The organism is Haploplasma modicum ATCC 29102, assembly GCF_000687835.1.
Taxonomy (GTDB): Bacteria; Bacillota_I; Bacilli_A; order Acholeplasmatales; family Acholeplasmataceae; genus Haploplasma; species Haploplasma modicum.
This window is the reverse complement of sequence record NZ_JHYB01000004.1, coordinates 1-23,252: the sequence shown is the minus strand read 5'-3', so window position 1 is coordinate 23,252 and position 23,252 is coordinate 1. Positions and strand designations below refer to the sequence as shown.

26 protein-coding genes and 2 pseudogenes are annotated in these 23,252 nt (G+C 28.2%); 23 read left to right on the top strand and 5 right to left on the bottom strand.

Going from position 1 to position 23,252, the window contains the following annotated elements; translation table 11 throughout:
* Window positions 1-28: 28 nt before the first annotated feature.
* From T352_RS06445 to T352_RS0103790, 3 genes are all read left to right on the top strand, one after another.
* Window positions 29-2,998: a glycoside hydrolase family 3 N-terminal domain-containing protein gene (locus tag T352_RS06445; RefSeq protein WP_051615816.1), complete on the top strand. Its 2,970-nt coding sequence runs from the start codon at window positions 29-31 to the stop codon at window positions 2,996-2,998.
* A 169-nt stretch (window positions 2,999-3,167) separates the two neighbouring features.
* The gene (locus tag T352_RS0103795) at window positions 3,168-4,223 is read left to right on the top strand and encodes an alpha/beta hydrolase (protein ID WP_026391830.1); all 1,056 of its coding nucleotides are present in this window, start codon (window positions 3,168-3,170) and stop codon (window positions 4,221-4,223) included.
* Between the two features lie 35 nt (window positions 4,224-4,258).
* Complete coding sequence (locus tag T352_RS0103790; RefSeq protein ID WP_026391829.1) at window positions 4,259-4,999, top strand: alpha/beta hydrolase; 741 nt, start codon at window positions 4,259-4,261, stop codon at window positions 4,997-4,999.
* Window positions 5,000-5,044: 45 nt separating this feature from the next.
* Here the strand turns inward: T352_RS0103790 and T352_RS07060 are convergent, their stop codons facing one another.
* On the bottom strand, window positions 5,045-5,197 hold the full coding sequence (locus T352_RS07060) for a DUF4177 domain-containing protein (protein ID WP_084301396.1): 153 nt from the start codon (window positions 5,195-5,197) through the stop codon (window positions 5,045-5,047).
* Window positions 5,198-5,520: 323 nt separating this feature from the next.
* On the opposite strand from T352_RS07060, the pseudogene T352_RS06440 reads away from it, so the two are divergent.
* The 9 genes and pseudogenes from T352_RS06440 to T352_RS07055 all read left to right on the top strand — a co-directional run bounded on the left by T352_RS06440 (window position 5,521) and on the right by T352_RS07055 (window position 11,921).
* Window positions 5,521-5,879 (top strand): annotated as a pseudogene (locus tag T352_RS06440) (arsenate reductase/protein-tyrosine-phosphatase family protein).
* Window positions 5,880-6,002: 123 nt separating this feature from the next.
* Window positions 6,003-7,277, top strand: a complete 1,275-nt coding sequence (locus T352_RS0103775) for a Y-family DNA polymerase (RefSeq protein WP_026391828.1) — start codon at window positions 6,003-6,005, stop codon at window positions 7,275-7,277.
* Complete coding sequence (locus tag T352_RS0103770; protein ID WP_026391827.1) at window positions 7,270-7,587, top strand: YolD-like family protein; 318 nt, start codon at window positions 7,270-7,272, stop codon at window positions 7,585-7,587. The genes T352_RS0103775 and T352_RS0103770 overlap by 8 nt, the downstream gene beginning before the upstream one ends.
* A gap of 16 nt (window positions 7,588-7,603) precedes the next feature.
* Window positions 7,604-8,572: a carbohydrate kinase family protein gene (locus T352_RS0103765; RefSeq protein ID WP_026391826.1), complete on the top strand. Its 969-nt coding sequence runs from the start codon at window positions 7,604-7,606 to the stop codon at window positions 8,570-8,572.
* Between the two features lie 113 nt (window positions 8,573-8,685).
* Window positions 8,686-9,060 carry a hypothetical protein gene (locus T352_RS0103760; RefSeq protein WP_026391825.1) on the top strand — a complete coding sequence of 125 codons (375 nt, stop codon included), beginning with the start codon at window positions 8,686-8,688 and terminating at the stop codon, window positions 9,058-9,060.
* Window positions 9,061-9,062: 2 nt separating this feature from the next.
* Window positions 9,063-9,491 carry an NfeD family protein gene (locus T352_RS0103755; RefSeq protein ID WP_051615815.1) on the top strand — a complete coding sequence of 143 codons (429 nt, stop codon included), beginning with the start codon at window positions 9,063-9,065 and terminating at the stop codon, window positions 9,489-9,491.
* Window positions 9,492-9,506: 15 nt separating this feature from the next.
* Entirely contained in the window at window positions 9,507-10,412 is a 906-nt protein-coding gene (locus tag T352_RS0103750; protein ID WP_026391823.1) for an SPFH domain-containing protein, read from the top strand.
* A 91-nt stretch (window positions 10,413-10,503) separates the two neighbouring features.
* Window positions 10,504-11,031 (top strand): DUF4256 domain-containing protein, encoded by a 528-nt coding sequence (locus T352_RS0103745; protein ID WP_035345226.1) that lies wholly within the window; start codon window positions 10,504-10,506, stop codon window positions 11,029-11,031.
* Window positions 11,032-11,108: 77 nt separating this feature from the next.
* Entirely contained in the window at window positions 11,109-11,921 is an 813-nt protein-coding gene (locus T352_RS07055) for a GNAT family N-acetyltransferase (RefSeq protein ID WP_084301394.1), read from the top strand.
* Between the two features lie 69 nt (window positions 11,922-11,990).
* Here the strand turns inward: T352_RS07055 and udk are convergent, their stop codons facing one another.
* Both udk and T352_RS0103725 read right to left on the bottom strand, forming a co-directional pair.
* Window positions 11,991-12,614, bottom strand: coding sequence for a uridine kinase (gene udk, locus T352_RS0103730; protein ID WP_026391821.1), 624 nt, complete (start codon window positions 12,612-12,614; stop codon window positions 11,991-11,993).
* 97 nt (window positions 12,615-12,711) lie between these two features.
* The gene (locus T352_RS0103725; protein WP_026391820.1) at window positions 12,712-13,239 is read right to left on the bottom strand and encodes a phosphatidylglycerophosphatase A family protein; all 528 of its coding nucleotides are present in this window, start codon (window positions 13,237-13,239) and stop codon (window positions 12,712-12,714) included.
* Window positions 13,240-13,375: 136 nt separating this feature from the next.
* Between T352_RS0103725 and T352_RS06430 the strand changes: the two genes are divergently transcribed.
* The 5 genes from T352_RS06430 (at window position 13,376) to dnaJ (ending at window position 18,389) form a co-directional block, all read left to right on the top strand.
* Window positions 13,376-13,681, top strand: a complete 306-nt coding sequence (locus T352_RS06430; RefSeq protein ID WP_162151180.1) for a zinc ribbon domain-containing protein YjdM — start codon at window positions 13,376-13,378, stop codon at window positions 13,679-13,681.
* Window positions 13,682-13,802: 121 nt separating this feature from the next.
* On the top strand, window positions 13,803-14,816 hold the full coding sequence (gene hrcA, locus T352_RS0103715; RefSeq protein WP_026391819.1) for a heat-inducible transcriptional repressor HrcA: 1,014 nt from the start codon (window positions 13,803-13,805) through the stop codon (window positions 14,814-14,816).
* 8 nt (window positions 14,817-14,824) lie between these two features.
* Complete coding sequence (grpE, locus tag T352_RS06425; protein ID WP_035345223.1) at window positions 14,825-15,403, top strand: nucleotide exchange factor GrpE; 579 nt, start codon at window positions 14,825-14,827, stop codon at window positions 15,401-15,403.
* Window positions 15,387-17,222: a molecular chaperone DnaK gene (dnaK, locus tag T352_RS0103705; protein WP_026391818.1), complete on the top strand. Its 1,836-nt coding sequence runs from the start codon at window positions 15,387-15,389 to the stop codon at window positions 17,220-17,222. Before grpE ends, dnaK begins: the two co-directional genes overlap by 17 nt.
* 48 nt (window positions 17,223-17,270) lie before the next feature.
* Window positions 17,271-18,389 carry a molecular chaperone DnaJ gene (gene dnaJ / locus T352_RS0103700; protein ID WP_026391817.1) on the top strand — a complete coding sequence of 373 codons (1,119 nt, stop codon included), beginning with the start codon at window positions 17,271-17,273 and terminating at the stop codon, window positions 18,387-18,389.
* 42 nt (window positions 18,390-18,431) lie between these two features.
* Here dnaJ and T352_RS0103695 read toward each other — a convergent pair whose 3' ends face one another.
* On the bottom strand, window positions 18,432-19,070 hold the full coding sequence (locus T352_RS0103695) for a YczE/YyaS/YitT family protein (protein ID WP_026391816.1): 639 nt from the start codon (window positions 19,068-19,070) through the stop codon (window positions 18,432-18,434).
* Window positions 19,071-19,174: 104 nt separating this feature from the next.
* On the opposite strand from T352_RS0103695, the gene T352_RS0103690 reads away from it, so the two are divergent.
* From T352_RS0103690 to rsmH, 5 genes are all read left to right on the top strand, one after another.
* Window positions 19,175-20,167: a lipoate--protein ligase gene (locus T352_RS0103690; RefSeq protein ID WP_232361974.1), complete on the top strand. Its 993-nt coding sequence runs from the start codon at window positions 19,175-19,177 to the stop codon at window positions 20,165-20,167.
* Between the two features lie 78 nt (window positions 20,168-20,245).
* Entirely contained in the window at window positions 20,246-20,827 is a 582-nt protein-coding gene (locus T352_RS0103685; protein ID WP_026391814.1) for a hypothetical protein, read from the top strand.
* 108 nt (window positions 20,828-20,935) lie between these two features.
* The gene (locus T352_RS0103680; protein WP_026391813.1) at window positions 20,936-21,358 is read left to right on the top strand and encodes a YceD family protein; all 423 of its coding nucleotides are present in this window, start codon (window positions 20,936-20,938) and stop codon (window positions 21,356-21,358) included.
* A gap of 11 nt (window positions 21,359-21,369) precedes the next feature.
* The gene (gene rpmF / locus T352_RS0103675; RefSeq protein WP_026391812.1) at window positions 21,370-21,555 is read left to right on the top strand and encodes a 50S ribosomal protein L32; all 186 of its coding nucleotides are present in this window, start codon (window positions 21,370-21,372) and stop codon (window positions 21,553-21,555) included.
* Window positions 21,556-21,625: 70 nt separating this feature from the next.
* Window positions 21,626-22,528 carry a 16S rRNA (cytosine(1402)-N(4))-methyltransferase RsmH gene (gene rsmH / locus T352_RS0103670; protein WP_026391811.1) on the top strand — a complete coding sequence of 301 codons (903 nt, stop codon included), beginning with the start codon at window positions 21,626-21,628 and terminating at the stop codon, window positions 22,526-22,528.
* A gap of 2 nt (window positions 22,529-22,530) precedes the next feature.
* On the opposite strand, the gene T352_RS0103665 is transcribed toward rsmH, so the two are convergent.
* Window positions 22,531-22,950, bottom strand: a complete 420-nt coding sequence (locus T352_RS0103665; RefSeq protein ID WP_026391810.1) for a Fur family transcriptional regulator — start codon at window positions 22,948-22,950, stop codon at window positions 22,531-22,533.
* A 134-nt stretch (window positions 22,951-23,084) separates the two neighbouring features.
* On the opposite strand from T352_RS0103665, the pseudogene T352_RS07415 reads away from it, so the two are divergent.
* Window positions 23,085-23,252, top strand: a pseudogene (locus T352_RS07415) (nicotinate (nicotinamide) nucleotide adenylyltransferase); the annotation flags it as partial.

Here is a 23,252-nt window from a genome sequence, read left to right as displayed (position 1 = left end):
CTAATATATGAAGAAAATAGGTGATAAAATGTTAAAAAATCAACCTCTAGAAGGGCTTAGAGATTTTGCAAAAAGAGTATCGCATGAAGGCATTATACTGCTTGAAAACAAAGACAATTTACTGCCAATAATAAATAAAAAAGTAGCAATATATGGTAGAATTCAAACTAATTATTATAAGAGTGGTACTGGATCTGGTGGATTAGTTAACGTTACTGATGTTCCCAATTTTATTGATTCAGCAAAAGAAAACCCAAGGCTTGATGTAAATAAGGATGTTGAAAGATTATACAAAGATTGGGTAAATGAAAATCCATTTAATGCAGGCAATGGAATGTGGGCAAGCGAGCCTTGGTCACAGGAAGAAATGATGATTACGACAAAAGAGATAACTAGTTTAAAACGAGATGATGAAATAGCCATTATGATAATAGGAAGAACAGCTGGCGAAGATCGTGATAATTTTAACGGGGAAGGTAGCTATTTATTAACTAAAACTGAATATAGTGTAATTAAAAATCTAAAAGAAGTTTATGGTAGAGTTATAGTAGTTTTAAATGTTGGTAATGTCATTGATTTAAATTTTATTAAAGAACTTGAAGTTGATTCATTACTAGTTGCTTGGCATGGTGGACAAGATGGTGCAAGAGCAACTATTGAGGTTTTAACTGGATATATTAATCCAAGTGGTAAATTACCAACAACAATTGTTAAAAAAATAGAGGACTATCCTGCAAGTATGACGTTTGGTAATGAAACGCGTGTTGAGTATATTGAAGATATTTATGTAGGTTATAGATATCACGAAACATTTAATAAAAATAACGTGTTATATCCATTTGGATATGGATTATCATATACAAAATTCAATCTAGAATTAAAAGAAATCAATAAAGTTGAAAATGAAATATTCATTGAAATAGTTGTTAAAAATATTGGGAATATTTCCGGTAAAGAAGTTATTCAAATATACTATGAAGCACCGCAAGGTCTGTTAGGTAAGCCCAAAAGACAACTTGTTGCCTTTGCAAAAACCAAGATGTTAAGTGCTGGTGAAACAGATAAAATTATATTTAAAATTGAAATAGATAAAATGTCAAGTTATGATGATAAAGGCTTGATTAAAAAATTTAGCTATGTTCTTGAAAAGGGAGAATATAAGATATTATATGGAACGTCTGTGAGAGATTTAGAAACGGGATTCTCATTTGAATTATTAGAAAATAAAGTTGTAAGTGAATTAACAGAAGCACTTGCCCCATATAAGAAATTCAAAAGAATTGTACCAATAAATACTAATGGTAAAATTGAAGTTTCATATGAAGATACTCCAGAAAGAACAATTGATTTAGAATCAAGAATTAAAAATAATTTACCTAATGAAATAAAGTTTTCAAACAATAAATATAGTTTATTAGATGTATTTAATAAAAAGATATCTATTGATGAATTTATTTCAACACTATCTTTAGAAGATTTAATGACAATTATAATAGGAGAGGGAATGAGTAGTCCAAAAGTTACATCTGGGACTGCAAGTGCATTTGCAGGTGTAACAGATTCTTTGGTCAATAAAGGTATTCCTACACTTTGTACAGCAGATGGTCCGTCAGGAATTAGAATGGATAGTGGTATGACTGCAACAAGTTTACCAAATGGTGCTTTAATAGCATCTACATTTAATCCAGAATTAGTAACAAAACTTTACGAGTTTGAAGGACTAGAAATGAAAAATTATAATATTGATATATTGCTTGGTCCAGGAATTAATATTTTAAGACATCCCTTAAACGGAAGGAATTTTGAGTATTTCAGTGAGGATCCTCTTTTAACAGGTATCATGGCAAGTGCTGTGATAGAAGGGCTTCATAATGTTGGAGTTTTTGGAGCAATGAAACACTATGCAGCTAATAATCAAGAAACATCTAGAACAAAAGCTGATAGTGTTGTTTCAGAAAGAGCACTTAGAGAAATATATTTAAAGCCTTTTGAAATTGCAGTTAAAACAGTAGATGCATGTGTTATTATGACAGCATATAATCCTATAAATGGAATTTGGGCTGCAGGAAACTATGATCTTAATACAAAAATATTAAGAGATGAATGGGGTTATAATGGCATTGTTATGACTGATTGGTGGGCATCTATGAATACCGACAATGACTTAGAATCAAAGGAAAACTTAAGTTCAATGATTGAATCACAAAATGATTTATATATGGTAGCACCAAATGCGCTTGAAAATAAAAACAATTTAAAGCAAAAATTAGATGAGGGATATTTAACAATTTCCGAACTGCAAAGAAGTGCAAGAAACATTTTAAACTTTGTCTTAAAGTCAGAAACATTTAAAAAAGAAAATAACATAGAACAAAAAAACACGTTTGATGTTAAGCACTGGTTTAAAACAAATAGAAATAAATTAGACATAAATCATAAAGATATTAAAACAACTTTTAAAACAATGCTTGATAAAAATGATTTTAAAAACTTTGATTATATAGAAGAAAAAGACGAAATCATTTATGCAATTAAAAATGAAGTTATTGAAATTTATGGAATCAAGTCACAAAATATAAAAAATGAATTTGATGATCTTTTCGATGAAATTCCGAATAATCTACAAGAGTATCATTTTCCAGTTAAGAATTGGGATAAGATTAGCCTAAATTTAGATGATGCAATAATTTATGGCGATGATAACTGGAACCTAATATCAAAAGAATCTATATTTACGTATCCAATTAAAGTAAGTAGTTTTGGTAAATATATAGTTGAAGTTGAATTGAGTAGTAGCTTACCAGCTATCAATCAAATGCCATTTTCTGTTTATGTAGATAACATTAATAAACAAACCATTACAACAAACGGTACTGGTGGTAGTAAAATAAAAACAAGTGCCCATATTGTTTTTGATCAAAATAATAAGTATTTATCATTTAAATTTCATAAAACAGGAATTACTGTTTATAACATAACGGTAATTAAACACGGTTAAGATTATAATGTAGTTTGTCAGGTGTCTTTTATCATTTTGATAAGTGACACTTTTTTTTACTCAATTTAAATATTAAAGCCAATTTTATATTAACTTATAATTAAATTACAATATATATATATTCATGATATAATTAAGAAAAGATTATTCATTTAATAGGGGGACTTATATGATTTTAAGAAGGGTATTAAAGATTGGATCAATTATTTTACTAAGTATTGTTTCATTGCTTGTTGTTATATCGCTCTACTTTTATCTAAGTGTAAAACCAACTGTCTGGCTTGTTAGATGGGCCTTTAATCAATCTAGTTATACATCACATGAATCAATAAGTAATATTAAGGAAGAAGTTTTAATTTATGAAGATTTAGTCTATCCTTCTAAATATAAAAAGAATAAGTTTGATATTTTTGTTGCTGAAGAAAACAAAGATAAAACAAATTTAAAAACTATTTTATGGATTCATGGTGGTGCTTTTGTTGCTGGAGATAAAAAAGATGTAAAGGATCATATGTATGTCCTAGCAAGTAAGGGTTATGTTGTTATAAGTATGAATTATGGTCTTGGCTTTGAGAATAAATACCCAACACCACTACTCCAAATTACTGAGCTTTACAACCATTTATTAAATAGCAGTGAGACATATAAATTTATTGATTTATCTAATCCTATTCTTGGTGGTGACTCGGCTGGAGCTTTTATTGCTGCTCAGTTTGCAATTATTCAAACTAATCAACTATATAGTGATTTGGTAGGAATTAAAGCATCAATTAATCATAATGACATAAAAGGTATGATACTTTTTTGTGGACCTTATGATTTTAATATGTTGAAAAATTTATTAAGTAATACATCAATTACCAATTCTTCTAATATCATAATTAGAAAAGGAGTACCACTTATAATTAATAAAATTGGTGAAGCATTTTTAAATGATAAAAATTGGAGCACTAGCGATAAGTGGCAAGAGTTATCTTTGATTAATTACATAAACGAAGATTTTCCTAAAACTTTTCTTACTGATGGCAATACATTATCATTCGAAGATCATGCTAGAGAACTAGAAGCAAAGTTAATTGAAAAAGAAGTTTTAGTGAAAAGTGTTTATTATGATGCAAAATTAACACATGAGTATCAGTTCAATTTATCTACAATAAATAATGATGGTAGAAACTATGGGATGGAGACACATAACGAACTATTATTATATCTTCAATCTTTATAGTATTAATTAATTAATAAATAAAAAGGGGGTTTAGTATGTCATTAATAAGATTAGAAACAGGAAGTAGTAGTTTAGAATTTAGTACTACAATAAATATTGTTCTTCCAAGTGATTTAAATAAAAGAGATAAGATGAAGTTTTTGTTACTCTTACATGGATATTATGGAGGGAGTAATGACTGGTTAACTTCTGGTAATATATCATCTTATGCCGATAAATATAATTTGATGATTATTATGCCAGAAGCAAACAACAGCTATTACACTAATATGGCTTATGGACCAAATTATTATGATTATGTATCAACTGAGATATTTGAAATTATTACTAAAACTTTCAATGTTGTTTTAAGTAAAGATAATACTTATGTTGCAGGGCTTTCGATGGGAGGCTATGGTGCATTAAAGATAGCTATTAATAATCCAGATAAATTTAAGGGAGTTGCTTCACTATCAGGTGTTTGTGATATTAAGAGAATGTATCAATCAAGAATTGATAGTCCAAGAGATAAAATGTTAAAAGGCACATTTGGTGACTTTAAAGATATCAAAGTTCCTGATGATCTATATTTATCAGTCCAAGAAAATAATTTGGATAACTTAGACATTTTTCTAATTTGTGGTAAGAGTGACTTTTTATATGAAGACAATAAAGCATTTAATAAATATCTAAGTGACTTAAAAATCAAGCATACTTTTATCATTAATGAAGGAGATCACAACTGGGATTACTGGCGTGAAAATATAAAGATTGTTTTAAAACATTTTTTTGAATAAAAAAATATCACTTAAGATTTATTCTTAGGTGATATTTTTGCTTAATTAAAGCTGTCTTTCCATTGTAACTACCATTCTAGGTAAGGAGATAGTATATGGAATAATTGAAATTACTCGCCATCCCTGCTTGCCCCATTTTGATAGTTCAACATCCATTTCGGTTGTTTTCTTAAATTCAATTACTTTATATTCAAACATAATAACCTCCGCTTTTTATTTAATTATATCACACTCTATTTTATAATTAATACATTTACATATACTAGTTATCTTGTTATAATAGTGTTTTATTTTTTACTAAAAATAAAAAAATAATATCTTTTAGCATCTTAACTGATAAAATATTAATATTTTTGCATGAAAAATTTAAAAAAAGTTTTGATAAATTTAATATAACAAAAAGTAAAAAGTGTCACATGACGCTTTTTATTATATAATAAGATAACTAAAAATAATTTGGATTTAGTAAGGTTAAACCTAAAGTAGCATTTATTTGTGTTCATAATTCATGTAGAAGTCAAATGGCTGAAGCATTATCTAAAATCTATGCGAATGATTATTTCTATGCATATTCTGCCGGTACTGAAACAAAAAGTAGTATAAATAGTGATCAGTAGAGACAATTAAAAAATTATATAATTACGATATGAGTCTAGATCAAAGCTCAAAATTAATTGATGTATTACCGAACATAGATATAGTTATAACGATGGGATGTAATGTTAATTGCCCAAATATATTATCTAAGCACCGCGAGGACTGGGGATTAGATGATCCAACTGGTTTATGTGAAGAAGAGTTTATTAAAACTGCAAAAAAAATTGAAGAAAAGGTTAAAGAATTAAGTTATAGAATTTTAGAAAAAAAGATTAATTTATGACTAAATTTGATAGGTAAGCCACTTAGTTATATGTTACATTTTTTAATAAAAAATGTAACATATTTTCATATTGATTTACCCCGTTATCTCTTATATAATGAATACTACTAAGGAGGCGTAACGATGGAAGATTTAAGTAAATATCAAATTAAAAGAAATATTTTATGTATTGATTTAAAATCATTTTATGCATCCGTTGAATGTGTTTTAAGAGGACTGGACCCATTTAAAACACCATTAGTTGTAGCAGATAAGAGTAGAGGTGATTCAACGATTATTCTTGCTGTTACTCCTTATTTAAAAGAGTTAAATATTCCTTCTAGATGCAGAATATTTGAATTACCAAAAAAACTTGATGTAATCTATGCAAAACCAAGAATGAAAAAATACTTAGAATATTCAAGTCTAGTTATTGAAACTTATTTGGAATTTGTTAGTAATGATGATATTTATGTCTATTCAGTTGATGAGGCATTTTTAGATGTTACTAACTATTTAAATTATTATAAAATTAGTGATTATGAACTAGCTTTAAAGATTTTAAAAAGAATAGAAGAAAAGTTAGGTCTAACTGCAACATGTGGGATTGGTCCTAATATGTTAGTTGCTAAGCTTGCGATGGATATTGAGGCTAAAAAAATAAAAAATAATATTGCAAAATGGGATTACAAAGATATTCCGTATAAACTTTGGGATGTTACTCCACTATCTAAGATGTGGAGTATAGGTCATAGAATGGAACGTAATTTAAACTTAATGGGTTTTGAAAAAATTGGAGATATAGCAAGAACAGATAAAGAAAAATTAAAAAAAAGATTTGGTATTCTTGGCCTTGAACTTTGGTATCACACAAACGGTATTGATATGAGTTTGATTAAAGATAAGGATTTACTTAGAAAAAAACCTAAATCTTTTGGTGTAAGTCAAGTATTACCAAGAGACTATGATGCAACTGAGATTTTATCAATTATGATAGAAATGATTGATGATGTAACTAGAAGATTAAGAGTGTCTAAAAAAAGAGCAAAAACAATTAGTTTTTCTATTGGATATTCAAGATATCAAGGTGGTGGTTTTTCAAGACAAGTATCACTAGATCAAGCAACAGCAAATGAATCAGTGATTTATCAAGCATGTCTAGATCTATTTGATTCATTTTATGAAGGTTATCCAATAAAAACTATTGGTGTTAGCTTATCTAACTTTGATGAATCTAACATTTATCATTATTCAATTTTTGAAGATATTGAAGTTTTAGATAAGGAAATTATTGTAAGTAGCACGGTTGATAAAATTAAAAATAAATATGGTAAAAATTCAATTATTAGAGGAACATCTTTAGAAAAACATGCAACAGCCAGAGAAAGAAATAAACAAATTGGAGGTCATCATGTATAAAGATAGAGGAATTATAAAATGGGCACCTTTTGATGCTCTTGCTGGATTTGACGCAGTTATTAGTAAAATGATTTATGATAAAAATAAGATTAAAAAACCAGAACTAACAGAAGATAGACTTTATCAAATGGATATTTTAATTAAAGATGCAATTAGAAAGGATATGGAATTAGAGATATCTTATTTTACTGATGGATATATAAAAACTATATACGATAAAATACTAAAAATTGATATATATAGTAAAACTATTATTTTAGTTTCAAACATCAAACTAAACATAAGTGATATAATGAACTTAGAAATCTAGAAAAGAAGGTATCAGTATGAGAAAAATTGTATCTTTAGGGGAATTTTTAATAGACTTTATTCCTGATGAAAAAGATGTTTCGTTAAGTGCGGTTAAAAAGTTTACTAAACATGCTGGTGGTGCACCAGCAAATGTTAGTGTTGCAGCACTAAAAAATGGTAGTGATTCATATTTTATCGGGCAAGTTGGAGCTGATAGCTTTGGCGATTTTTTAGTAGATAAATTAAAAAATATTGGTCTTAATACAAAATATATTCTAAGAAGTAGTAAAGCAAATACAACACTTGCTTTTGTCTTGCTTACTAAAGATGGGGAGAGAGATTTTATCTTTTATAGAAACCCTGGTGCTGATCAACTATACGATAAGAAAGATTTACCCAAAGAACTTTTAAAAAATTCTATTTTTCATTATTGTTCAGTCTCACTAGATGATTATCCAATTAAAAAAGCTCATCTAGCTGCAATTAAATATGTAAGAGAATCAAACGGATTCATAAGTTTTGATCCTAATTTAAGATTTTCTTTATGGAATGATTTAGATAAGTATAAAAAAACTATAAATGAATTTATTTTGTTATCTGACTTGATTAAAGTATCAGTAGATGAGTTAGAGTTTATTACAGGATTTAGCAAGATAGATAAAGGAATTGCTAGTCTTTTTAAAGGAAATGTTAAATATGTTATTTTAACACTTGGTAGTAAGGGATCTAGAGTCTATATTAGGGGTGTTAAAGAATTTGTAGAACATAATGGTTTTAAGGTAAATGCTATAGATACAACAGGAGCAGGAGATGCATTTATCGGAACCTTTTTATCAGAGTTAAATAAAAGAAGTTTAGTGTTAGATAATAATACTGCTAAAGAGATACTAGAAATAAGCAATGCAACTGCTGCAATTGTTACTACGAGATATGGATCAATCGATTCAATTCCAAGTTATGATGAAGTAATAAGTTTTATTCAAAACAATCATAAAAATATTTAGTTTTATTTGATAATTTACTCTTTAAAATCAAAAATATCACAAATAATAATTTTTAATAATTTAATTGACAAAAATAATAACGGTGGTATAATAAAGGTAAGAGAGGTGATCTTATGAGTTTGACATGGTTTAATGATGAATTAAAAGAAATAATAGTTACTGTTACAACAACACAACTAACTATTAATAAATTTGGTGCAACGTTTTTTGAAAAAGCTAATCAAGTAATGTTGGGTTATGATCCGGTTAAAAAAATAATTGCAATTAAGCCTTTAAGTAAGGATGATGTTATGAGAGGAGATATACCGGAACATACTAGATATAATGTTAGTTTATCTAGCTCATATGCACGTATAACTAATAAATCATTTATAAAAAAGGTAAGTGATATTTTCAATTTAAATCCTGATAAAGAAGGGATTAAATTTAAGGCGATTTGGAAAGATAATACGGAGTTATTAGAAGTATTAATCAATAAGGAGGAATAAAGATGGGCGAATACATGATTTGGGTTTGGTTGATTGTTTTTATTTTTATGTTAGTATTAGAATTTATTACTACTGATTTTGTCTCGGTCTGGTTTGCCATCTCAGCAATTCCTACAATTATTATTACATTAATTTTCAAAGAATTAATTTGGTTACAAATTACAATATTCTTTGTTGTAGGTTTCCTATTAATGCTATTAATAAGAAAGTATGTTGTAAGGTATACTAAAAAAAATATTGTGAGTACTAATGTCGATTCTTATATCGGGAAAAACGCAATAGTAACTGAGACAATAAGACCAGATTTAAAAGGGTTAGTATCGTTTGAAAATGATACTTGGACAGCTATTTCAAATGAGGAAATAGATAAGGGTGATATGGTTAAAATTATAGCGATAGAAGGAAATAAATTTATCGTTACAAAAATATAATAGGAGGGAAGAAAAATGGATTTATTTATTATTATTTTAGTTTTAATATTTCTTGTTATAACAATTATTTTAGTATCAGGGATTAGAGTTGTTAATCAAACTAAAAAATATATTGTTGAAAGAATGGGGGCTTACCATAAAACATGGGGGGTTGGAATTCATTGGTTAATTCCATTTATTGATCGTGTAGTTGGTCAAGTATCATTAAAAGAACAAATTAAAGACTTTGAACCACAAGCAGTTATTACAAAAGATAACGTTACAATGCAAATTGATACAATTGTTTTTTATCAAGTAACTGATCCTAAACTTTATGTTTATGGTGTTGAAAATCCAATTCTTGCAATTGAATCACTAAGTGCAACAACACTTAGAAATATTATTGGGGACTTAGATTTAGATGCTACTTTAACATCTAGAGATATCATTAATGAGAAAATGCGTTTTATCTTAGATGATGCAACAGATAAATGGGGTATTAAAGTAAATAGAGTCGAAGTTAAAAACATTATGCCACCAAAAGATATTAGAGAATCAATGGAAAAACAAATGCGTGCTGAACGTGAAAGAAGACAAACTATTTTAATTGCTGAAGGTGAAAAGACTGCAAAGATTTTAGAAGCAGAAGGATCAAGCCAATCAATTATCTTAAAAGCAGAAGCTGATATGAAAGCTAAAGTCTTACAAGCTGAAGGTGAAGCAGAATCAATTAGACTACTAAAGATTGCAGAAGCAGAATCAATTAGAATAATTAGAGAAGCTAAGGCAGATGAGGCAGTTTTAAAAATTAAAGCTTATGAGGCATTAGCAAAACTTGCTGATGGACAAGCAACAAAAATTATTGTGCCATCAAACTTAGCAGAACTTGCAGGAACAGTAACTGGCTTAGTTGAAACAACGAAAGAATTAAAGACAAAATAATTAAGTAGCACTACTTCGGTAGTGCTATTTTGCACTTTATTTTACAATTAATTAAAGCTTATATATAATTGATTTAAGGTTGGTGATAAAAATGGAAAAATATAATGAATTGTTAAATTTGTTAGAAAAAAGGTTTAAAGAAAATGCAAATAGACACAAAAATGTTAAATGGGAAACCATTTACAATAAAATAAATAATGATAATACACTAAAAATTTTAGATAACATGGAAAAAACCGGTGGCGAACCTGATTTAGTTATTATCAATGAAAAATTCGCATATGTTGATTTAGTTAAGGAGTCACCAAGTCATAGAAGAAGTTTATGTTATGATGATTTAGCCTTAGAAAAAAGAAAGCTAAATAAACCAAATGGAAGTGCTCTAGCTCTTAGTCTTAAACTAGGACTAACATTACTTAATGAAGAAGAATATAAATTAGTTCAAAACATTGAAAAAATTGATGAAAAAACATCTAGTTGGTTAAATACACCTAAAGATATTAGAACCCTTAATGGAGCAATCTTTGGGGAGAGAAGATTTAATCATGTTTTTATTTCTGCTAATGGTGCAGAATCATATTATGCAAGTCGTGGTTTTAGAACTATTTATTATTTATAATTAAACACCTCTTGGTGTTTTTTTATTATAATAAGGGTTATTTTAATATGATATAATAAGTAAAAGTAGGTGAGTAAGTGATTCATAGAATGAATTTAGATAGTAATCCATTTGAAATGATAAAAAATGGAACAAAAACAATTGAACTAAGACTTAATGATGATAAAAGAAGAAAAATAAAAGTTGGAGACTACATCATTTTTAGAAATAGTAGTATATCTGAAATATTTGTAGAAGTAGTAAGACTACATCATTTTAAAACATTTAAAGAATTATATGAAAACTTACCACTTGATAAATGTGGTTATGACTCAACTAACATTGATACTGCAAATTATACTGATATGGATAGTTATTATACAAATTTAATGCAAAAAAAATATGGTGTATTAGGCATAGAAGTTAAAACTTATAACTATGATCAAAAAATGTTTACTTTTAAAGAGTTTGTAGATTTAAGAGGTAGTGAAATAAATTTAAGACTAAATGAATTAGTTAAAGAAAATTTAACAAAAGGTTATGTACCTTCTTATAGATATAATATTGTTTTAAATGATAGTGATGTTACAGTTGGACTTATCGATATTAGAATTGGCTATATGACAAATCTTTTTTATGGAGGACATATTGGTTACCGAATTGAAAAAGAATATAGGGGAAATAAGTATGCTAAAAAAGCATGTGAGTTAATTTTTAAAGTAGCAACGTCTTATAGTTTAGAAAAGATTTATATAACATGTGATCCAAATAATATCGCATCAAGAAAAACATGCGAAGCACTAGATTTAAATTATATTGGGCTCGTTGATTTACCGGTAAATAACGAAATGTATTTAGAAGGAAAAAGAGAAGTTTTAGTTTTTGAAAAAGTGTTAATAAAAAAAGATTAACTAAAAATAGTTAATCTCTAATTATAAAATGATTATCCGAGATATATTAATATATATTTTGGATTTTTTTTATAAATTGTTTTCTAAAATATTATTTATTTTAGCAACAATAATATCAACAGCAACATCATGTTTAATATCATTAGGAATAATAACATCCGCATATCTTTTTGTTGGTTGAACAAATTGATGATACATCGGTTTAACGGTTGTTAAGTATTGGTTGATTACTGAGTCTACAGAACGGCCACGACTGTTTATATCGCGTTCTAGACGTCTTATTAGCCTTAAATCATCATCTAGTTGAACAAATAATTTAATATCAGCTAAATTTCTAATTCTCTCGTCAGTTAAAACTAAGATTCCTTCTAAAATAATTACTTTCTTAGGTTTTAAAATCTCTGTTTTATCGCTTCTTGTATGATTAACAAAATCATAAATTGGTTTAGATACTTGTTTTTTATCTATTAACATATTTAAATGTTTGATTAATAAATCATTATCTAATGAATCGGGATGGTCATAGTTAGTCTTTAATCTGTCTTCTAATTTTAAATGTGACTGATCCATATAATAGTCATCATGTTTAATAATTAATACATCGTCTGGATTTAATTTTTCAAGTATTTCTAAAACAACTGTAGTCTTTCCACTAGCAGAACCACCACTAACTGCAATTATAACTGGTTTCATATAATCCTCCTAATACTTTATTCTTATTAAGTATACATAGAATTTTATTTATAGTCAATAAAAAAAAGATGATTTTACTCATCTTTTAAATAATAGATTATACTGAATACTTATGGGCGATTGAACTTGCAGCTGCAGCAGCGATTGCTCCAACTATATCATCTAAAAATGTATTGCAACGTCCCTCAGCTTTACCTTCCTCGTCTAGTCTTCCAATAATACCTGGTTTTAGTTTATCAACATAACCAAAATTTGTAAAACCGATTGAGCCATAAACGTTAACGATTGATAGTGCTAAAACTTCATCAATTCCGTATAGACCATAATCATTATTTAACATACTTAAAAGTGGTTCAGTTAATTTTCCTTGCTCTGCTAAAATATCTAATTCTAAACCTGTTAAAATAGCATGTTGTACTTCACGTTTTAAAACAACTCTTTCAACATGTTGTAGACATATCTCAACTGTAATGTTTGGAACATATTGTTTTTGAAGCTCACAAGTAAGTTCCGCGATATCAATTAACTCAACACCTCTTTCACTTAATCTTTTTTTAACGACATCAAACTTTGTTGCGTCATTAAATCTGTTTTCTGTATCCTTATCAATTTTTTTAACCTCCATAATATTCCTCCTTGTTTATGTATAGTTTATATAGTTAATTCGGTTATATAATTATATACTAAAACGCTATCATTGTCAAAAAGAAAATTTGACAATGTAAATATTTCATGTATTATAACTATGGAAGGTGATAAATATGAACTGTCCTAGTTGTAATTTTGAGTACACATATATGGAAGATGATTTCTATGTTTGCTCAGCATGTGGATTTAAGTTTAAAGAAGAAGAAAATTTTATTCTAGATGCTAACGGTAACAAATTAGTTGATGGTGATGATGTCATTACAATCAAAGACTTAAAAGTTAAAGGATCTAGTCAGCCTCTTAAACAAGGAACTAAGGTTACAAATATTAAAATTGTATCAGGTGATCATAATATTGATTGTAGAATACAAGGTTTTGGTAACATGAGTTTAAAGAGTGAATTTGTTAAAAAGGCCTGAGTTAAGAAAGTACCAATTATGGTATTTTTTTATTTTTAGCACATAAGTGTTGACAGTGCCAATTAATTATTGTACAATACTAATAGCACAAGATACTAACGAGTGCCAGTGAGGTGATTTGATGTTAACTAGTCGTCAAAAGTTAATCTTAAAAGCAATAGTCGAGTATTATGTTGACCATGCTGTACCAGTTGGTTCTAAAATATTAACTGAGATGCCATATCTTAATTACTCAAGTGCAACAATCAGATATGATATGGCAAGACTTGAGGAATTAGATTTTTTAGAAAAAACTCATACATCTAGTGGAAGAATTCCATCAGAAAAAGGATATCGTTATTATGTGAATAATTTAGTAACAAGAGATTCCTTAGTTTTAGATGATTTTCCTTTAGTAGATGAAATCTTAAATAAACATACATTTTCTAGAAGTCTAGCGGTTGAGGAAGCAATTAATCTTTTAAGTAACCTAACTAATTATGCTGCGGTTGCTGTTGGACCTTCATTATCAGAAATTAAGATTAATAAGATTGATTTTATTCCAACCGGTGATAGAGAAGCAGTAGTTTTAATTGTTACTAATAAAGGACATGTGAACCATCAAAATATTATTGTGCCAAAAAATGTAGATATTACAGAAGTAAAAGAGATTATTCAAACTCTAGATGACCTACTTAAAAATAGACGTTTAGATGAAGCAATTAGTATTCTTAAAAATGAAATGGCAAAAACTGAATTAGGCATGTTTGTTGATTATCAAAAACAAATTATTGATTCCTTTGTTCATGCATTTGCTAAGTTTACTGAAGACAACTTTTACTTATCTGGTATGACTAAAGCATTTAATCAACCAGAATTTTCAGATGTTGTAAATGTTAAGAATTTTATTAACATGTTAAATAAAAAAGACATCTTAAAATTAATAGGAAACAACGATAGCTTAACAATAACCTTCGGTAGCGATATTGAATTAAATTTAAAAGATAATTTTAGTGTAATTAGTATTCCTTACCGGGTAAGTGAAGATGAAAAAGGAACAATTGCTGTATTTGGACCAACTAGAATGGAATATTCAAAAGTTATTCCACTACTTGAATATATAGCATCAAACCTTGGCAAATTATACAGAAAGTAGGTAAGATTGTGGAAGATAAAGACATAAAAGAAGAAGAATTAACAATAAATGAGAATGAACAAGAAGTAGTTAAAGAAGAAAAAAAGAAAAATAAAAAAGATAAAAAAGCTGATGAAATTGAATTACTTAAAGAACAAGTTAAGCTTGAAAAAGAAAATTATTTAAAAAGTAGAGCAGAATTAGAAAACTTTAAAAAAAGAACTAATGAAGAGCGTATTAAGGATAGAAAATATGCAGCAAGTAATTTAATTCATGATTTGTTATTACCACTTGATCAATTAAAAAAAGTAGTTAATTTTGAGGTGGAAGATCCAGCCCTTAAAAATTACTTAATAGGTTTTAAAATGATCAATGATCAAATTTACCAAGTGCTCGAAGAAGATGGATTAAAAGAAATAAAAGCTTTAGGTGAAAAGTTTGACCCTAATTTCCATCATGCAGTAGAAAAAGAAAATGATTTAGAAAAAGAAAATGGTATTGTTACTAGTGTAATTAGTACCGGATATATGTATAAAGATAGAATATTAAGACCATCAATGGTGAAAGTAAACGAATGGAGTGAAGAAAATAATGAAAACAACAAATAAAATTATAGGTATTGACTTAGGAACTACAAACTCAGTAGTTGCAGTTATGGATGGTGGCGAAGCAAAGGTTATTGCTAATGCTGAAGGTGGAAGAACAACACCATCAGTTATCGCATTTAAGAATGGTGAAGTATCAGTTGGTGAAGTTGCAAAACGTCAACAAATTACAAACCCAAATACAGTTTCATCAATTAAAAGACATATGGGTGAAGGAAATTATTCAGTAAAAATTGAAGGTAAAGAATACTCACCACAACAATTATCAGCAATGATTCTACAAAACTTAAAGAAAACAGCTGAAGATTATTTAGGAGCAAAAGTAACAGAAGCAGTTATTACTGTACCTGCATACTTTAATGACGCACAACGTCAAGCAACAGCAGATGCTGGTAAAATTGCTGGACTAAATGTAAGAAGAATTATTAACGAACCAACAGCAGCAGCACTTGCTTATGGTATTGATAAAACAGATGTTGAACAAAACATTTTAGTATTTGACTTAGGTGGTGGTACATTTGACGTATCTATCTTAAATCTAGCAGATGGTACATTTGATGTATTATCAACATCAGGTGATAATAAATTAGGTGGGGATGACTTTGATAACAAAGTTGTAGACTACTTAGTATCAGAATTTAAAAAAGAACAATCAATTGACTTATCAAAAGATAAGATGGCAATGCAAAGATTAAGAGATGCAGCTGAAAAAGCTAAAAAAGAATTATCAGGGGTATCACAAACATCAATCTCATTACCATTTATTAGCGTTGGTGCAGCAGGTCCAGTTCACTTAGAAATGAACTTAACAAAAGCTAAATTTGATGAATTAACATATGACTTAGTTCAAAGAGTTGTAGGTCCAATGAGACAAGCAATTAAAGATTCAAAATTATCTAAAGACCAAATTCACCAAGTAATTTTAGTTGGTGGATCAACAAGAATTCCAGCAGTTCAAGAAATGGTTAAAAAAGAATTAGGTAAAGAGCCTAATAGAAGTGTTAACCCAGATGAAGTTGTTGCAATGGGTGCTGCAATTCAAGGTGGTGTTTTAGCAGGTGATGTTAAAGACGTATTATTATTAGACGTTACACCATTATCATTAGGTATTGAAACATTGGGTGGAGTATTTACAAAATTAATTGAAAGAAATACTACAATTCCTACATCAAAATCACAAGTATTCTCAACAGCAGCAGATAACCAACCAGCTGTAGATATTCACGTCTTACAAGGTGAAAGATCAATGGCTCAAGATAATAAGACACTAGGTCGTTTCCAATTAACAGATATTCCAGCAGCTCCAAGAGGGGTACCTCAAATTGAAGTTACATTCGATATTGACTCAAATGGTATTGTTTCAGTTAAGGCAAAAGACTTAGGAACAAATAAAGAACAAAAAATTACAATCCAAAGTAGTGGAGCATTATCTGAAGAAGAAATTGAAAAAATGGTTAAAGAAGCAGAAGAAATGGCTGAAGCAGATAAAGCAAAACGTGAAGAAGCTGATTTACGTAATGAATCAAATAACTTAATTTTCCAAACAAACAAAGCAGTTGTTGATTTAGGAGAAGAAGTAACTGAAGAAGAAAAATCAAACATCGAAAAATTAACTAAAGAATTAGAAGAAGCTTTAGGAAATGATGATCTAGATGCAATTAAAAAAGCAAAAGAAGCATTAGAAAAAGATGCACAATCAATTGCAATTAAAGCATACGAAAAAGCACAAAAAGAACATGAACATACTGAAGGTGCAAATGGTAATACCGACTCAAACAACAACGATGACAATACTGTAGATGCAGAATTCGAAGAAAAATAAAATAAGTATAGGGGCAATCGCCCCTAACTTTGTTATATAGGTGATTAAATGGCAAAAAGAGATTATTATGAGGTACTTGGTGTAAGTAAAGATGCATCAAAAGATGAAATAGTAAAAGCGTACCGCAAAAAAGCAAAAGAATTTCATCCTGACGTTTCTAAACATGATGATGCCGAAGAAAAATTTAAAGAAGTTCAAGAAGCATATGAAATTTTAAATGATGATGCTAAAAGAGCAACTTATGATAAATATGGACATGAGGGAAATAATTTTTCTGGTAGCGGTTTTGAAGGCTTTGGTGGCTTTGAAGGCTTCGGTGGTTTTGGTGACATATTTAGTGATTTCTTTGGTGGTGGCAGAAGTCAACAAAGAAGAAATTATGATGGACCAATGCGTGGCTCAGATATTGAAAAATATATGACAATTGACTTCTTAGAAGCAGTTTTAGGAACTAAGAAAACAATTAAAATTGAGATTGACGAAGACTGTAAAGTATGTCATGGTACAGGCGCAAAAAATCCTAAAGACATTAAAACATGTCATACCTGTGGTGGTAAGGGCTATGTTGATGTCGATCAAAGAACAATACTTGGAACTATTAGAAGTCAACAAACATGTAGTACTTGTGGTGGGTCTGGTAAAGAAATTAAAGAAAAATGTGAAACATGTAATGGTAAGAAACGTGTTAAAACAACTAAGACTGTAGATGTTAATATCCCGGCAGGTGTCAATGATAATATGACATTAAGAGTTGCAGGTTATGGTAATGGTGGCGTTAAGGGTGGTGAACCTGGTGATTTACTAATTACATTTAGAGTGAAGAAACATCAATTGTTTGAAAGAAACAATGATGATATATACTTAAAAATACCAATCAGCATTGCAGAAGCAACACTTGGAACAACTAAAGATGTTCCAACAATCTATGGTGAGGTAAGTTTAAAAATACCAGCCGGAACACAACCTAACACACAACTTAGAATGCGTGAAAAAGGTGTAGCTTCAGTTAGAAGTAAACGTAAGGGAGATCAAATTGTTATTGTTGAAGTTAAGATCCCTAAGAAGATTTCTAAAGAGGAAGAAAAACTATACCAAAAACTTGGTGATTTTGAAGATAAGGAAACTAAATCATCATGGCAAAAATTTAAAGATATATTTAAAAATTAATGGAGGAAACTCCATTTTTTTTATAAAAAAAACTATATTAATCTAGTTAAATTTAAATACTTTATTTAAGATGTTAGTAAAGATGCCAATTAATGGTCCTATTGTAAAAACAACAATTAGTGTTCCTATTCCTATTTGACCTAATCCTTCTATTTTAGCGAAGTATCCGATTAGTAAGCCAAGAAGTACTGCAAATATTTCAATGCAAATTCTAACTAGCGGAAAACTTTTTGATTTAAAAATATCCATCCAAGCAAAGGTGAGCTCATCAAAAATCATTTTAGGTAGGGTACTTATTATAATAAAGGATAATCCAACTGGAAGGATTAAGGCTCCAAGAATAAGGTAGAGATATGTAAGAAATGTAGTGCTTATTGTAAAGTTTACAAAAACATAATCAATCCAAAGATTAACCAAGAAACCACTTAAAATAATTGGGATAAAGCTTTGGATAAATTTAAGATTTTTTCTATATATTACAACGAACAAAACAATTAAAATATTAACAATCATACTAGCATAGCCAAGTTTTGTATTAATCAAAACAGATAAACTATAATTAACACTATCCCAGCTTCCCACTCCTTTATTTGTTTGGATCATTAAAACTACCCCAAACGAAGTAAGTAATAAACCAATAAAATAAAGTAATATTTTTATAAACAAATTTTCTTTAAGCACATAAATATCCCCCTTTTTAAATATTATATCATTTATTTAGATTTAAATATTTGATAATTATAGCTATTACATTTATAATAGTTACAAAGATTGGAGCTGTTAATATGAACAAGATGATATTAGTTAAACATAACAATGAAGGTAATTTAAAAGCATATTTTTATTTTGCATTAGAAGAATATATTTTAGAGCATGTTTTAAAAGATGATGAAGCATATTTTTTCACATGGAAAATCAAAGGTGTAGTTATAGGTAAAAACCAAGTATTAGAAAATGAAGTTAATATGGAATATTTGAAAGCTAATGATATAACATTATTTAGAAGACCAACTGGTGGGGGAACTATTTATGCTGATGAGTCTAATACGATGTATACAATGATTACTAAAAAAACCACAAACTTTTCCTTTAAACCATATTTAGAATTAGTAATTAAAGCAATGGAAAAACTTGGGTTAAAAATTGAATTTAGTGGAAGAAATGATCTTTTATTTGACGGTAAAAAGATAAGTGGTGTTGCTTTTTTACAAAACAAATATGGTGTATTAATTCATGGTACATATATGTATGATGTTGATATTGAGACAATGATTAGATCAATTACACCTAACAACGAAAAGTTAATATCAAAAGGAATAGACAGTGTTAGAAGCCGAGTAGTTAATTTAAAACCACATTTAAATGGACTATCACTAGATGACTTAGTTAAACATTTAGAAAATGAGATTACGTTTAAGGAATATATCTTAAGTGATGAAGAAATTAAAATTGTGAAAAAAATGGCAGAAAAATATGAATCTGATGAATGGAGATTTTTAAAACAACCATCATACACAAAAAATATTAGCAAACGAATCTCAGGTGGTTTGTTTAATGCAACCCTTGAACTAAATCACGGTGTAATTCAAGATATTAAAATAACTGGTGACTTTTTTGACCTTTATCCAATAGAAATAATTGAAGATAAATTAAAAAATATTAACTATACAAAAGATGAAATCACTAGAGTGTTAGAGGGAATTAATATTGAAGATATGATTTTAGACATTAAAAAACAAGAATTTTTAGATTTTTTAGTAAGTGGGATAGTAAATTAAAGTTAAATAATGCATAATTGTTTGACTATTTACTATGTAATTTGATATTATATAAATAAGCGAAGGGTGGTAAGTTTAATGAATAATAGAATTAAAGTAATGAAGAAGCATTTTGGCAAAATAAGTGGGGAAGTAGACGAAGCTGCTACAAAAATTATCGAGGAAGATTTATTAATAGCAGGAAATCGTGCAAAGCAATTGTTAGACTTGGAAAATTTGGAAGTTTCAAAACCATTTGTAGTAAGAACTGCAAGTAACTTTAATCATAAAACAAAGTATCGTATCAATCTTTTAAATGATGCTCAACACTTGGACTATGATCAATCATTAGTTACAACAATTTTCCTTGGCACAAAAGCACTTTATTATCATGGTGTAATAGTAAATCACCAAGATGGTAAAATTTATAATGATGTTGCTGGTGAAGTAAGATATAACGATGTAACACACGTAGAAGTAGTTATTGACTCCAGTGAATCAAGAAGTAAGGTTAATGTAATAACTGTTGAGTTAATATTAAACTTAATAAACGGAACTTCACTTGTCTTTAATTTAAGAACTCACTATTTATACCATGAAAGTGAATATCCAGAATTACTTCTAGAAAAAGAAAGATATATTATTAATACAATTAAAGAAGCAATTAGAAGTGCAAGATAACCCAATTTACTGGGTTTCTTCTTTTTATAGATATGGAGTTTTGATATTTATTTTAAAATAATTGACTTTTATCTAATAAATATGTATAATATCTTAGGTGAATAAAATATGAAAATAAACTCATCGTTAATCGAATCAATCTACAATATTAATACAGAAATTGATTACTCAGAAATGATTAAAGATAGCAATGATATTATAGAAATTAAGCCATGTTATGTAAAAGGTAGTTTTGAAAGAGTAAATGATTTATTAGTTACTAATCTAGATATTGATGTTAAGCTAGTCTTAGCAAGCACAAGAACATTAAAACCAGTTGATTATCACTTAATATTTAATTTAGATTTAATATTTGGTGAATCTGAAGATAGTGATTTTGCTTTAACACCAATAATTGATTTAGATGAAATAATCTTTGGTCATATTATTTTGGAAAAACCCCAAGTTATTTATAACGAAGGTGAAAAAGAATTCGAAAAAGAGAAAGAAACAAATCATGTATTTGATGCCTTGAAAGACTTTAAATTTTAGGAGGTGACATCATGGCAGTACCATTTAGAAGAACTGGTAAAACAGCGACAAGAAAACGTCGTACACACCAAAAGTTAACAGCACCAACATTAGTTGTATGTCCAAACACAGGTGAATTTACATTACCACACCGTGTAACACCAAACAGTGGTTATTACAAGGGACAACTTATTTTAGAAAAAAAAGAATCTAAATAATAAGTTAAAGAAAGAGCACACTAGTGCTTTTTTCTTTAATTAAAGATATAATATTAAAAGAGGTGTTAAGATGAAACATGTTACAGTATTATTAAATGAGACAATCGATTATTTAAATATAAAAGATGATGGAATATATGTTGATTTAACTTTAGGTGGTGCAGGCCATACTAAACTTTTATTAAGTAAATTAAAAACAGGTCATCTTTATGCCTTTGATCAAGATATGTATGCAATTAATCTTGCTAAAGAAACTTTTAAAGATAATGAAAATATCACAGTAATTCATGATAATTTTGCAAACATAAGAAAAAGATTAAATGAACTGGGAGTCTTTAAAGTAGATGGTATTATTGCGGATTTAGGAATGTCTTCATTTCAGATTGATGATATTAGCCGAGGGTTTACCTATTTAAAAGATACAAGTCTTGATATGAGAATGAATCAAAATAGTATGCTAACAGCCAAAGATATTGTCAACACTTACGAAAAAGATGATCTTGCTCAAATATTTTTCAAATATGGTGATGAAGAAAATGGCTTTAAAATAGCTAATGAAATAATTAGAAGAAGACCATTAGAGACAACTTTTGACTTGGTAAATATTTGTGATAAAATAAATTATAAAAGAAAAGGTCATTCTGCTAAGAAGGTTTTTCAAGCCTTAAGGATTGCTGTAAATGATGAAATTAAAACACTAGAAGACATGTTAGAACAAACAGTTGACCTATTAAATGAAGAAGGAAGATTATGTATTATAACCTTTCATTCACTAGAAGATCGAATTGTTAAACATTTTATGAAAAAATATAGTGAGTTAAATATTCCTAAAAACTTACCAATTATTGGTGAACTTAAAACAAAATTTGATTTAGTAACAAGAAAACCAGTTTATCCAAGTGAAGAAGAAATGTTGGAAAATTCAAGAAGTAAATCTGCAAAATTAAGAGTAGCTAAAAAAAATAGGATCTAGTCCTATTTTTTATTAGTTACTGATAAGATGATTTTGATTGACTCAATGTTATAGTCTTGTAAACTCTTATTTTTACTGATGTAATTAAAGATATCATTATTATTGATTTCAAAAATCTTTCCAGTATCTCGATTTACAATATGGATATGGTCTTCTTTGTTATGACCTGGATTATCCATAGCAAGATCATAATATTTCTTGTTATCAACATATAATTCAATAACAATTTTCTCTTGAACTAAAAATTCAAGATTATTATAAATTGATGCTATATTTTTAAAACCACGTTTAGCTAATCGTTGTTCTATTTCTTTGAATGTTAAGTGTTCGTTTTCTAGAATTTCGATAATAGCGATACGGTGTTTGGTTAGTCTATGTCCTTCATCTCTAATTTTTTTGAAATAATTTTCTAATACACTCATATTTTAAACCTTCTTTACTATTAATTAGTTAAATTATAACAAAAAATAAAAAAAAATATAGTAAATTACTCATTTGTAACATATTATTTAGTAAGATAAGCATTAAATGTTATAATAATATCTAGGGTGGTATTATGACAATATTTTATGGTGGTGCCTTTAATCCACCAACAAAAGCTCATATTGAAATTGTAAATTTAATACTTAAAACATATAAAAATTCAAAGGTGGTTATTGTGCCAGTTGGAAATTCTTATGGAAAAAATGAGTTAATTGATTTTAAATTTCGCTATGAGATGTTA